Annotated in this window: 18 protein-coding genes and 1 pseudogene; 3 read left to right on the top strand and 16 right to left on the bottom strand. The window is 45.8% G+C overall.

Features of this window, described 5'->3' with window-relative positions:
- Positions 1-299: pseudogene (locus tag F8R90_RS31465) on the top strand (IS4 family transposase); the annotation flags it as partial.
- On the opposite strand, the gene F8R90_RS33265 reads toward F8R90_RS31465, so the two are convergent.
- On the bottom strand, positions 283-435 hold the full coding sequence (locus F8R90_RS33265; RefSeq protein WP_230967193.1) for a hypothetical protein: 153 nt from the start codon (positions 433-435) through the stop codon (positions 283-285). The pseudogene F8R90_RS31465 and the gene F8R90_RS33265 sit on opposite strands and share 17 nt — an antisense overlap.
- Before the next feature lie 173 nt (positions 436-608).
- Positions 609-2045 (bottom strand): iron uptake porin, encoded by a 1437-nt coding sequence (locus tag F8R90_RS31460; RefSeq protein WP_331000756.1) that lies wholly within the window; start codon positions 2043-2045, stop codon positions 609-611.
- An 86-nt stretch (positions 2046-2131) separates the two neighbouring features.
- On the opposite strand from F8R90_RS31460, the gene F8R90_RS33630 reads away from it, so the two are divergent.
- Entirely contained in the window at positions 2132-2260 is a 129-nt protein-coding gene (locus tag F8R90_RS33630) for a hypothetical protein (RefSeq protein WP_256091117.1), read from the top strand.
- Positions 2261-2311: 51 nt separating this feature from the next.
- Here F8R90_RS33630 and ycaC read toward each other — a convergent pair whose 3' ends face one another.
- Complete coding sequence (gene ycaC, locus F8R90_RS31455) at positions 2312-2953, bottom strand: isochorismate family cysteine hydrolase YcaC (RefSeq protein WP_193948172.1); 642 nt, start codon at positions 2951-2953, stop codon at positions 2312-2314.
- A 39-nt stretch (positions 2954-2992) separates the two neighbouring features.
- Between ycaC and F8R90_RS33260 the strand changes: the two genes are divergently transcribed.
- Positions 2993-3262: a hypothetical protein gene (locus F8R90_RS33260; RefSeq protein WP_230967187.1), complete on the top strand. Its 270-nt coding sequence runs from the start codon at positions 2993-2995 to the stop codon at positions 3260-3262.
- Positions 3263-3330: 68 nt separating this feature from the next.
- On the opposite strand, the gene F8R90_RS31445 is transcribed toward F8R90_RS33260, so the two are convergent.
- The 13 genes from F8R90_RS31445 to F8R90_RS31380 all read right to left on the bottom strand — a co-directional run bounded on the left by F8R90_RS31445 (position 3331) and on the right by F8R90_RS31380 (position 12311).
- Positions 3331-3618 carry a hypothetical protein gene (locus F8R90_RS31445; protein ID WP_196513989.1) on the bottom strand — a complete coding sequence of 96 codons (288 nt, stop codon included), beginning with the start codon at positions 3616-3618 and terminating at the stop codon, positions 3331-3333.
- Positions 3619-3635: 17 nt separating this feature from the next.
- Positions 3636-4127, bottom strand: coding sequence for a peptidoglycan-binding domain-containing protein (locus F8R90_RS31440; RefSeq protein ID WP_196513988.1), 492 nt, complete (start codon positions 4125-4127; stop codon positions 3636-3638).
- A 26-nt stretch (positions 4128-4153) separates the two neighbouring features.
- Positions 4154-4777, bottom strand: coding sequence for an SgcJ/EcaC family oxidoreductase (locus tag F8R90_RS31435; protein WP_331000755.1), 624 nt, complete (start codon positions 4775-4777; stop codon positions 4154-4156).
- Entirely contained in the window at positions 4774-5187 is a 414-nt protein-coding gene (locus tag F8R90_RS31430; RefSeq protein WP_230967185.1) for a RidA family protein, read from the bottom strand. The genes F8R90_RS31435 and F8R90_RS31430 overlap by 4 nt, the downstream gene beginning before the upstream one ends.
- A gap of 66 nt (positions 5188-5253) precedes the next feature.
- A complete protein-coding gene (locus tag F8R90_RS31425; protein WP_196513987.1) occupies positions 5254-5631 on the bottom strand; it encodes a hypothetical protein in 378 nt (125 codons plus the stop codon).
- Positions 5632-5651: 20 nt separating this feature from the next.
- On the bottom strand, positions 5652-5939 hold the full coding sequence (locus F8R90_RS31420; RefSeq protein ID WP_196513986.1) for a hypothetical protein: 288 nt from the start codon (positions 5937-5939) through the stop codon (positions 5652-5654).
- A gap of 143 nt (positions 5940-6082) precedes the next feature.
- The gene (locus F8R90_RS31415) at positions 6083-6874 is read right to left on the bottom strand and encodes a CPBP family intramembrane glutamic endopeptidase (protein ID WP_196513985.1); all 792 of its coding nucleotides are present in this window, start codon (positions 6872-6874) and stop codon (positions 6083-6085) included.
- A 28-nt stretch (positions 6875-6902) separates the two neighbouring features.
- A complete protein-coding gene (locus F8R90_RS31410; RefSeq protein ID WP_196513984.1) occupies positions 6903-7646 on the bottom strand; it encodes a CPBP family intramembrane glutamic endopeptidase in 744 nt (247 codons plus the stop codon).
- An 804-nt stretch (positions 7647-8450) separates the two neighbouring features.
- Positions 8451-9500: an SGNH/GDSL hydrolase family protein gene (locus tag F8R90_RS31400; RefSeq protein WP_196513983.1), complete on the bottom strand. Its 1050-nt coding sequence runs from the start codon at positions 9498-9500 to the stop codon at positions 8451-8453.
- Positions 9501-9723: 223 nt separating this feature from the next.
- Positions 9724-10101 carry a nuclear transport factor 2 family protein gene (locus F8R90_RS31395; RefSeq protein WP_193948163.1) on the bottom strand — a complete coding sequence of 126 codons (378 nt, stop codon included), beginning with the start codon at positions 10099-10101 and terminating at the stop codon, positions 9724-9726.
- 65 nt (positions 10102-10166) lie between these two features.
- The gene (locus F8R90_RS31390) at positions 10167-11105 is read right to left on the bottom strand and encodes a DUF5996 family protein (RefSeq protein ID WP_196513982.1); all 939 of its coding nucleotides are present in this window, start codon (positions 11103-11105) and stop codon (positions 10167-10169) included.
- A 70-nt stretch (positions 11106-11175) separates the two neighbouring features.
- On the bottom strand, positions 11176-11451 hold the full coding sequence (locus tag F8R90_RS31385) for a UBP-type zinc finger domain-containing protein (protein ID WP_196513981.1): 276 nt from the start codon (positions 11449-11451) through the stop codon (positions 11176-11178).
- Positions 11452-11564: 113 nt separating this feature from the next.
- On the bottom strand, positions 11565-12311 hold the full coding sequence (locus F8R90_RS31380; RefSeq protein WP_196513980.1) for an alpha/beta fold hydrolase: 747 nt from the start codon (positions 12309-12311) through the stop codon (positions 11565-11567).
- Positions 12312-12432 lie beyond the last annotated feature (121 nt).

Genomic DNA, 12432 nt, shown 5'->3' with positions numbered 1-12432 from the left:
AGGTCAAAGGCTAATTTCCCTAATATTATTAATCTCACTTGCCTATACGGCTGCAACTATATCTGGTCAAAAAATAAAACGCATGGGTGTTCAAAAATATGTTGGACGAATTAAAGAATCCTTAAGGATTGTTCGACGACATAGTAGTTTTTATATTGGTCTTTATGGCGACAATTGGGTTAATTTCATGGAAAATTCTTATGAGTTAGTTACTGAATTATTGAGATTAAGTCCGACTGAAGCGTAAGTACTACCAGCAAGGAGAGAGAGCTATGAGGCTTATTATATCTGCATCCTAGCCCTTTTTTTAGCCCCGCAAGCATGAAACCATGCTTCGTAACCTTGCTCACGCCCTGGTCTCACTACATGAGAGATCACAGCAGTGACTGGACAGTTTTGTTCACTGATATTGATTGCTAACGGTTCATCGAACATAGAATTTAACGTTCCGGGTAATTTGATAGTTAAAAAAGAAAACGGCTCTTAGGGGAGACCGCAAAAAAAGATACCAGATGTCATCACCCAGATCCGCGCTACACAACGAATCAACTCGAAACACGGCTGGTATCTTTTTTCAAGGCAAGTGCCTTACCGTGCCTGTACAGACCCTAAAACTGAAACGTCGTCCGAATGGTGCCAACAAAAATCGTGTCATTATTGCTGTTGTGATCGGGGTTGATAATAGCAATCACACCAGGGGTAATTGAGACATTATCGTTCACTTGCAATCGATATAAGGCTTCAAAATGCAATGAGGTGTTGCGATCTATTACCCCAAACTCATTGCTGATTACTTTGGGGGGTTGTCCAAAGGCAAAGCCCAATAGATTGCCTTTTTTGCCCAAATCTGGGAATCCAAAATTAACAGCATAGTAAAAAATCTCAGCGCTGGGATCATTGGGGATATCTTGTGCCGATGCTTGGAGATATCCTACCCAGCTCCCTAATCTGAAGGCAGGGTTGACGAGCCAGGAAGCTGCAAGACTATAGCTATTCCCAACAATGTTTTTACTGGCTCCATTGAAGGGGTCATTGGTAATGGTACTACTTGTACCGATATTGATCGCATTCAAAGAACGAGCATAGGTTAAGCCAAAACTTAAGGATTTCGTAGGTTTTAATGTCAGTTGTGCTAGGGCAGAGTAGGAACCATCAAATAATCCAGATCCCGCAGTCGGGTTGTTGGCTTCACTAGCAAGATAAACCAGTGCCAAATTGATGGCTGAGTTGAAGTTATAACTGATACCAATGCCTGTCCCACCTGTTTCTTCACGATAGATAGGGCTGCGAATCCCAAATGCAGAAATAGAACCTCTGCCATCACTTCCCAATAGAGGGTTAATGGTATCGACCACATCAAATAACGTACCTTGAGCGATCGCACTCACCTTAACAGCAGACCCGATGGAAAATTGATAATAGAGTTGATTGAGAATTAACTGATTACCTGTATCACTATCAAAACTGAGGCGAGCCATATTTGTGCCTGTGGCTTCCCTAAAGTTGGGAATATTGCCAGCCTGAAATCGAATTCTCAGTAAATCTTGCCCCGTAAAACTGGTGTTAAATATCAACCGCACGCGATCGCTAAAAATGATATTATCACCGACCTTACCCCTGGAGCCAGGTGTTTCTCCTGCTGGTACAGCTTTATCATCGCCAAATGCACCACTCACCGCAAAAACTACTTCTCCAGTAAATTTTGTCGTCGTCGAGAATTGCTGAGACTCGAATTGATCTGTGCGTGTTGCTAAGGAATCTACCCGTCCACGCAATATTGAGAGTTCTGCTGCAAATTCCTTTTGAAGTCTTTGCAAAGTTTGTAAATCTTCTCTCTTAATCACATCTGCTGTCGTACTTTCTAGTAGCTGATTGAGCCGAGCCAGACAAGCATTCAACCCGACAGCAAATTCATAGCGAGTGATTGAGCGATTGCCTTGAAATTTTTGATCGGGATAACCAACAATGCAGTCGTAGTGATCGACTAATGCTTGTAATGCTTGAAATGCCCAATCTGTAGGCTGCACATCAGTAAGCTGATTCACAGATGTGACTTGCTCGGGCAACGTATCTTTGGCAGTAGCAGACCTAGAAAGGCATTGCTGAGTAAGGCATACTCCAAAGATCAGAGATGACGAGAGAATTAATTGAGAAAAAAGTTTCATTGAGAACAACCACCTTAGAGACACCAGATTGTTCGGCAATTTTTTACCAAGAAGTAGTTGTCACCGCTATGTTTCAAGTAAAGTTGATAACCTAGCGATGACAATACCAACTCAGTTACACACGAGCTAAAATAGACGCTTTCTCATTATTTACTGGGAGATCCAGCACTTGAGTTTGCTGCATAGCTGGTCATCAGGTTTTTGTAGTCAGGAATAAACCCTGCTAAAAGACTACCTAGCCCTTCAATATCGTTACGCCAATCACGGTGCAATTCACACACAACGCTAAACCAATTGACCAACTGAACTCCAGCACGAGACATTCGATCCCAAGCTGCATAGCGACAGGCTTCATCGAAGGTTCCAGAGGCATCGGTGACAACAAAAACGTCATAACCTGCCTCCAATGCCGAAAGCGCACAAAAAGTAACACATACATCGGTGACAATTCCGGCAATGATTAATTGCTTTTTGCCTGTGGCTTCTACTGCTTTCACAAAGTCCTCGTTGTCCCAAGCGTTGATCTGTCCGGGGCGGGGAATAAAGGGAGCATCGGGAAACTTCTCTTTCAGTTCAGGGATGATGACACCATTGGGGCCATCCTCAAAGCTAGTTGTCAAAACTGTAGGCAGGTTAAAAAACTTGGCTGCACTTGCCAGCGCTAACACATTATTTTTGAAGTCGGCTGCACCAATATCACGCACAAGTGAGAACAGTCCAGTTTGGTGATCGACCAGCAGCACCGCAGCATTATTTTTGTCTAATCGGTTGTACTTGAATGTAGACATGAGTTATTGATCCTAATTTGAGTTATTGGGAATGAGGAATTGCAGAATGCTCTAAATAGCTTATGGCGTAAGCTGTTGCGAGATGGACTCAGTGTCCCAACGCGCCTAAAGGACGCAACGAACGCCGTCTGCGGGGATTTTGAGACCGATGAGGTAGTCAGCGACGATGTCGTTGACACACGCATTGCCGGCGGTGAGGGCTACACCGTGCTGTTCGCCCTCGACGGTCAGCAGGCTCGCGCCGAGCGTCTTGGCGATCGCGCCGCGTTTGCCGCTTCTAAAATTGCTTTATTGTTCTCTGACATCTGAATCTCTCCTCTGTTCAAAGCAACAAAGTGGTGTGAGTTGTTATGCTGTTGCCCCTCACTGGTTTACTTCTAGGGACTGGTAAACGGCTTACATTGAATCGCCTTCACATTTCGCAGATAGTCCAACTGTGGCTCGAAGTCAGTCGGACAGAAGACATAAACATTGTCCTGAGATCGGCTAATGACTAAACGGTAACTGGGTGGAATCCCTTCAGAACTTTCGATCACTTCGATTCTGGGAATCACTTGTGAACTGACTTGAGCCAGGGATAGAAAACTGAACAGTAGGAGTACGCCGAACAGAATTGTGATTGCGATTGTGGTTGTGATTTTGGTTGAAAGAATCTTTCGGTTCATTAGAAATCTTCTGTGGCTTATGGTTGTGTAATGTTCTGTTGTTTCCAGGGAAGCGGGGATCGATAGGGGTTTTCGTGCATATCCAGGACTTCCCAGGTGGTTGGATTGACTCGCCCTGTAACTGGGATTCTGTATCGTCGCTGGAGATCGCGTACCGCAGACGCTGTAACCGCACCAAAGGTGCCATCGACGATCACCCCTCTTGGATTGCCTAACCTCACACCTGCGGCTCCTAAAAAGCCATTATCTTGAAGGATGCGCTGTAACAATTGCACGTTTCTGCCGCGATCGCCTTGGCGCAAGGTAGGTAAGGTTAAATCAGTGTAGGCAGTGGCGATCAGAATGGGGGAGGTTTGTTGTGGAGGAATGCTGTGTGCGATCTGCGCTTCTCCCAAGGGGAGACGCCAAGGGTGAACGCAGCAGCGCTTCGCTATCGCGGGATGAGTGAATGAACCTCCGAGCAATCCTGTTGCGATCGTTAGTACTCCGAAAATGAGTTGAGGTTTCATGATTGTCCTCCTGATGGAGATTGGTTTTATTTCGCATCAATTTGCGGCGGAGTGATTACTCCACTCGCTTTGAGACCTGCAACGAGGTCGGTCACTTGACGTTGAGCCTCTGCACTCAGGGAGTCAAAGTCGTCTAAGAAGAATTGACGTTCTAGCGTTAACTTCCGGGTATTGAGCAACCCTTCGATCTGCCAACCTTCGTCGCATTTCGTTACAACGTATAGCGGTAGCGAATCTCGTGATGGTGAAGTTTCAGTTTGTCCGGGCAGTATTACCCTGATAACTACGTGCATGAGCGCGAGTTGCGAGTTCACGAAGCGGACAAAATTCACCTCACCCTCCAGGCGTGTTCCTTTGATAACTGTGTCGAACGCTTGTTGATGAAATGCAGCGATTTCTTTTCGACCCTTGAGATGTGTGCCCTCGAACGTGAGGAAATCGGCAGTTTTGCTGAACGGGGCAGCAAAGCCTTCCCCACTACCTCGATTCCAAGCATCAATCATCTGGTTAAGGAAAGCACGGATTGCCGACTCGTCAGCATTAGTGGTGGTTTGAGCTGTTTGTGAATTCACACTCTTGAGTTCTCCTTTTAAGTAATAGACCAGTTTTCGAGCAGCATAAATTGTGTTATTAACGCTTGCAAAACTCACGGAACAATTGCAGTCACGCGAATTTCAATCCGCATCGTGGGTAGTCCAAGCGCCGCGACTCCTACCTGTGTCCAGATTGGAGCGTGGTTCGGCATATAATGACGAAATAGCTTGGACATCACTTCGTTAACCTTTGGGGGGAACCCGCCAACATGGTAAGAATTAACGTGAACCACATGCTCCCAACCCGCACCAGCCGTCGCCAAGGTTTGCTCGACGTTCCGGAACGCCTGAGCAATCTCGTCTGCAAGCGATTCGGTAATTTGCAGATTGTCATCCCAGCCGCCTTGCCCTGATATCTCCACTCGATTGTCGATTTTTACCGCTTGTGAGTAATGCAATTGATTTAACAGATATTCCCCATAACCAGGGGTAACAAAAAACTTTGGCTTATTCATGGTGTTCCTCATGTAGTACGTTTGACTCTATCTCGCGTTGCTGAAACGAGTTTGTTTCGGCATCATCCGATTCAGACCCTAATGTTCAGAATTCACTTGCCATGTAATCACAATGATTTCTGCAAACAGTAAGACAACTATTAGCCGCGAAAACGCTTGTAAAATGGCTTCCATTGCCCAGTTCTGACTCTGAACTTCCCAGATCATCCAAACAATGTTCACTCCAATCACTAACCAGGGTAGAATTACCGATGAATTCCGCCTGCGATAGAAGCGGATCGCTGTCTCACGCCAAAATGGAAAGGTACTGAGAATACAAGCGATGTAGGACGCTCCTGCACTAATGAACAAGCTTGTTTGAAGACCCGAAGGCAGGTTTGGGTATCCAAGCGCGATCGCACTCAGGCAAACTCCCAGCGCGAGGTACAGGAAAGTAAACAAGGTAAATCGTTTCATTATTTCTTCTCCGGTGAAGCTTATTCTCTGTACCACACACGCACACATTGAAAGCAATTGACTGTAACGCCCTGGCTGATCATCACTGGGTAGACCCCATTACTGACTGTCACGCCGTAGACACCATCACTTGTGCTTTTCAAGCTATCTGGTAAAACAACGGTTTCAACATTGATCACCTGTATCGTTGTATTTTCAATCCACTGATTTTCAGCACTCACAACCTCAGAGAAGGATTCATAATCGGAAGCTCCGCCGAAGGGTCCCCGTTCAGTAATCCGAGGCGCAAAATCTTTGCACTGAATCATTTGATTTCCCACCTTAAAACTGTAGAGTTGAGCATCAATTCAAGTAGTGGGCATCGCCCACCATTTTTAAAACCTTTCTTTTTAAAACCCTTCACGGTAAAGCTTTGTGGGCAGTGCTAGCCCTACGATATCTATTCCAAAACTTAAGCCAACCTTGCCAGTAAACCGCTAAGAACAGAGGCAAAAGCATGAAAGCTGATATGGGCTAACATTGCAGCTTCTAGCGAATATTGCCAAAAGAGCCAGCCAAACGCAATCCCCACAATCCCATTCAGTAACAATGCCCGAATAATCACAACTGGAGTGAGGGGAACGATCGCGGCAGTCGCTGGCAGGTGTAGTAGTCCAAATACCAACGCGGCTAGAACGATCGCACCCTGGTAAATCCCTTGACTTGGCAACATAACGCCTTGTTTTAGCCCTTTCCACGCGATCCAAACAAGCAGCGACATTAAACCCCAGCGCATCAAAATTTCCTCAGTGATGCCGCCATAGAACATTGCTGTGAGCAAATTCAACCAACTTGGCTCTGTATTATTGGCTGCCCGTAGCGCTTCAGGTAGGACAGGTTGCATCAACTGATCGAGCAACAAGAGAACGATCGCCGCCGCTGCACCCACACCCAAGCTCCACTTCATCTCAACGGCAAAAGATGGAGACTTAGCGGTGTGAAACACCCAATGATCAATCAAATGGGAGCCTAATCCAACACGATAGGCACAACCAATTCCGACCAGAATGCTGATTGCCAGTAGAATTGAATACTGTAGTCCTTGCAGAAGCATTAAAATCCACAATGGCGGCACTTTTTCGAGCATTTCTGGAGACAGTTTCGCTAACTGTTGCTCGACTAAAGGAATAGACGCGATCGTGTACATCACAATTCCCACACTGCCCAATACAAATAAAATCCCAAATTGTTTCAGAATTGCCATTGGTTTAACCTCCAGATGATCCGTCCTATCAGCCCATGCCAGCAGCTACCATCACCGGAATTGTGGGCAAGTTGAAAACGACGTGAACAATGACAGCAGTCCAGACCGAGCCGCTGCGGCGGAAGACCTCGGCAGTGGCGAGACCCGCGACTACGGCTGCGGGAAAGACGATGTTGATGCCATGACAAAGGGCAAAGATCACGGTGCTACCCACGACCCCGATGAACGAACCGTAGCGCAGCAGCGCCTTAGCGACGACACCCCGAAAGAACAACTCCTCGCCAAGAGGCGTGACGATACCGAGGAACAACGTGGCTAAAACCAGGGATAGTACTCCGCCGCTACCACCCTCTGCGTACACACCCTGAACATTCTTGGTGTTCCCGGTGATCTGAATCCAGCCCAGAACTGCCAATCCCTTGAGTACAAAGGCAACCAGTCCGACTCCGATCGCAATGAGCAACCAGCGCTTAGAGACCGGACGCACACCGAAGGCGTTCAGGGAACGAATCCGCAGCCGCACAGCCACCGCGAACGCGGTTAGCGTGGCGACACCCGTCCACGAAGTCAAAATCAGTCCGTAGACCACGGGGTCAAAACCGAGCCGCCTGAGTAGCGAGCCAACCCCGAATCCGACGATCGCCAAGACGACAAGACCCACAATGATCTCAAGCCAGCCCGGACGGGAGGGCTTGTTAGGTGCAGACTGCTCCGAGGACGCGATGGGGGACTTCCATGGCTGCTGCGAGTAGTTAGAAGGCACTTTAGACATGATGATCAACTCCTTTGATCCATTTGCTGATGGTTTTACGAACTGACGAGATCACCGACGACCAATTCGATCGCTCTGGGAAACAGGTTCGGATACCTCGTCGCGTTTGAACACCTTGTAGGCGATCGCCAGGAACACAGGGATTGCAACCAGCACCGATAGCGCGTGGAAGGTTGCGTGGAACGCGCTGACTGTGAGCAGGGCTGGGGTGGTCACAACGGTTCCAGTTGGTATTGAGCCGAGATATAAGTAAAAACCTGCAAGATGGTCTCGAAACTCATACTATATATAGGGTTCAGCCATTTTTTAAGTAAAATTGGCAGGATAACGTAAATCTTGGGTATGTATCGCTACAAAAACTAGAGTATTTATTAATTTTATTTACAGGTTTTACAGCAAGGACTTTGAGTATCCTTCGCAATGGATTGTCTGTAACTATTACAGGCAAAGGATTATAGCCCAAAATATTAGCCTTCTACCACAGAGTATTTATTAAACTCTTGGGTTGGCGAAAAGCAATTATTGACCCTCAGACTGCAAGTATCTTCAGGCAAAATCCTACTTTCGCTTAAAAAACGTTCAAACTTATATACAGCAGGGCTTTTCAGACCATCTTGCTGTTTTTTACTTGTATCTCGGCTCAATACCTAGATAAGGCCATTACAAATGCCTTAGATGCTGTAACTAAAAAAGACATTATTGGATGGTTCACGCACTGCTGTTACTATATTGCACCCAACTGAGAACCGCTATAAGTTTGGGACAAGCGCGTACAATGAAACCTACTTTGGCACGGTGATACCCTTAGCTACTATGAACTTTACGCCGTAGTAAACTTATTATACCTATACAAGATATCAAAGCTACAACATTTGATGGTTCAGGAACAGTTGGTGTTTTCTGTGTATCTAAGAAATTGGCCATATCTTCACCAATGATTTGATGTACACGACGAGTAGGATGAATCTCGTCGAAGTAATAATAATTATCAGGTGTTGAACAACCAGGCTCTAACCCCCCAGTGGTGTATAAAAGTTTGCAGGCATCATTTATATTGGTAAAACCAAATGTCGCTGGGGTAGAGCGAATTTTGTTGCTAATTGCAACATGGTCATACAGTGCAACTTCGACACCTAATTGCTTATTCAGGGTATCGAGTTGACCGGGAAGACTTTTATTGATAACATCTCTAAACTTAGCTGCCTCTTCTGAGTATTGCTCAAAAAGTGGTAATGCAGCTAAATCTGAAGAATTTACAACAAAAAACTGTTCTGCACCTAGCACTGCAAGTTGTGATATTCCAGAAACAATATTGTTAACAGCAGCATCAGCTAATACATCAACCGAACCAGTCTGATTATTAAAAAACCTTTCTAATAAGTCATTTGTAGATATAAAAATGAAGTATAATCCCTTAGAATCTGGCACGCGATTAACTTCTGCTTTATATTCTTCGATTTGACCGAATAAACCAGTATTTTGATATTTATCAAGCCAAGTACTTAAATTGCCATTACCGCTTTTTGCACCACCCACAGCATAATCTGTTAATTGTAATTTTTTTTGTTTTGCTAGTACCTCAACTGATGTTAAGCCGGGATTATTTGTCCATCGACCATCAGAGTCATACACGTCTACTTGGGGGAATATAAATGCTCCAGGCACCCCAGAGTTAACTGCTGCTGTTGTAATCCGAAGTGCTGCCCCATTATCTGAATAGCTATCACCAAAACCATAAATACGAGAAATAGAGTTGAAAGAAGCAGCATAAGCATTATTAACACTTACACACAAAAAAGCCGCACTACTTACTGTGGCAGTAACAAATGTCTTGAAAGTTGTATTTTTCAGCATAGATCAATGCATTTCCCAATATCTAAAATTATGTTCAAAGGTGTAACCTTTACTTTTAATTCACTATGCTTATTCATGGTGTTCCTCTGTTCAGTAACGATTGTCGATAAGCGAAGTGAAATCGTAGTAAAAGCGAAAAAATTCACGGCTTTACAGCAATTCTTGATTATCACTCGGCGGACTTTCTGCTTTGCAAGAATACATCCTGACTTTTGCAGATGATTTACGCCGCGCTGCTGGTTTCATCCTTGACCTCGGTTTTGATAACGAAAGCCCTTAACTCGACAATATTATCGCCGCGAAAGCGCCAGACATCGCAGTACGAGTAATGAGCCGCTTTCCCGTCTTCGTCCTTCATGGTGATGTCGCCGAGTGCCGTGACGAAATCACCCTCAGCGATTAAGTTAGCGACCCTAAACTTTGGTGGCTCTATGTATGTCATTGCCATCCATTGGCGAACGGCTTCCTTTCCTTTAAGGGTCTTGTCACCTACAAATGTCCATTCCATGTCGTCGGCGCAGAACGACAAGAATCCTTCATTGTTGCCTTGGGCGATCGCCGCGTTTGCCTCTTCTAAGATGGCTTTATTTTTGTCTGACATTTGAATTTCTCCTCTATTCAAGTTGTCTTTGTTTTAACCAACTTGAGTTTAGTAAGTTCCAACACTCAACTTTGAGTATGCTCCAGCGCAACTCGATCCCAATATCCTAAATTGGCTGCTGCTTCATAGGTGCTTTGGAAAAAAGCAAGGAGCATTGCATCTGGATCGTCAGTTTGTCTCACGGCTTCATAGGGTAGGATAAACTCTTGCATCTCTGAGCTGTAAAAAGCTTCTGTGGGTTGGATCGGGTAATCATGGAACCCTTCCGGCGTAGGGTAAGCATAAGCGTAAAAAACAGGCTCCACCATTGACCCACCCCCTGGCCAAAAGCCGCAACTGCTAACTTCGTGTGAATAGGCTTCTCGTGTGACCCAATCTGCCATATTCGGAACTCCCCCTGGGTGTTCTGGCGCACGACGACCAGAGAAACGAGTCACAGCAAGATCAAAGCTGCCCCAAAAAAAATGTACAGGGCTGGATTTACCAATAAACTGGGAACGGAATAAGGTCATGACCCGATCGACTTGCACAAGAATTCGCCAGAACCGTTGTGCATATTCCGGATCATAAGCTGCATGTTGATAGTCCTGATCGAACGGGATTGGTTCTGACACTTCTTGCGGCATTGTCCAGATTTGGACTTCGATGCCGATGTCGCTCAATGTAGTTAGCACCATTTGGTAAAAATCTGCCACAGAGCGAGGAGCCAGTGCAATTCTTTTAGTAATGCCGTCGCTAGTGTCGATTTGTAGTTGATGGTCGAGAAAATCAAAGCTAATTTGAAAGTTACGAGTTCCGCAAGGGATTGAAGCGGTTGTTAGTCCACGCGGTGTGACATAAAGAGTAGATTGCCACCAGTGATTGAGTTTAGGTGCCAGTGCCAACCGGATTTTACCAATGATTTGCGTCCATAGATGGAGAGTTGCATAGGTATCCTGCCAAGCTGCTAAGGGCAAACTGGGCCAAACGATGTCAATGGGAGTACTTTTATTAGAAACAGCCATGAAAATCACCCACATGAGGAGAACATGTTGAAGAAATGAGAAGGAAATCTAGATGAAATCAGAATCGCTATCAATAGTCTTTTCCCTGTTCATCTGCAAAACACCATAACCACTGCTCCCCTAATTCAGCCGAACTAACCACTGCATGATTGGTTGCTTCATAATGACGGCGAGCATGTTGATGCTTAGAGGAATCGCAGCACAGCATTTTGCCACAGGTTTGGCAAATCCGGAGGTGTACCCAGCAGCTATTTATTTTAATGCACTCTTCACAACGAAATATGGGATAGGCTGCTTTAGAAATCAGGTTTTCCACAGTTAGATTGTTGAGATGTTCGCAGGTCATAGTTTTTTGGTATCCCTGGTAGGAGACAACGGTGAACAGTTGGTCAAATTCTGATCGGTTAGCGCCCTTGTTTCGGGGATAAGCGATTGTCTGTTGTTCATCTCAACCATCAGCTAGTCGCGCCCTGCCGCAATCATCTTTTCTGCCAAGCCGACCGGGTTGGAAAACATCACCTCATGACTACCGGACATTTGCACCAACCGAAATAGTCCCAAGCGGCTAGACATTCTGGGATGCCAACCCCAATCGCCTTGAGGAAGGACGTTGTCTTCGGTACAGTAGAGGTAGCTTTTGGGGATGGGCAGCGAGTAAAACTGCTTCAGGTCTAACTTGTCAAGCCACGGTTGATACGGTTCAGGCGATAATTGTGCGTAACTCGATCGAGCCAGTTCGAGGTCAGCGTCGTTGATAAACGCTTCTCGCCAAATCTCAAAAGGTAGCATCACCGTATGATCGCCCGATTGTCTCGCTAGCTGCTCGGATAACGCTTGAGAGTGCGGTGGGGTGTTATCGTTGAGGCTTTCACCATCATTGAGGACAAAGGCATTGAAGAAGATGAGTCGTCGAATGCGTTGCCTTTGGCCGGCGAAGCCATCGCTGATTGCTTCAGCAACTTTGGCAATAATTGTCCCACCGAAACTATGTCCGACTAGAACGATATCGTTTAAGTCTTTACTCACAATGTAATCGACGATCGATTGCGTGCATTGAGCATGGTTGACGTTTTTGTTCACGCCTTTGCCATGTCCAGCGATCGTGGGCGCAAAAGCATGATGTCCCTTTGCTTCTAGTTGATCAATGACTGCCTGCCAAGCAGAACCATCATGCCAGGAGCCATGAACTAAGACAAAAGTTGACATAGAATCCCTCCTTGTAGATGTGATCAGAAAATCAAGCTCGTCTGTTCTCTCTTGAAATGGGCCAGTTCGCTGTGTATCCGCCATCGATCACTAAAGATTTTCCAGTGATGTAGCCAGATGC

The sequence above is a fragment of the Nostoc sp. NZL genome, assembly GCF_015714705.1.
GTDB lineage: Bacteria > Cyanobacteriota > Cyanobacteriia > Cyanobacteriales > Nostocaceae > Nostoc > Nostoc foliaceum_A.
Note: the sequence above shows the minus strand (reverse complement) of the source record. Positions and strands in the feature narration are given on the sequence as shown.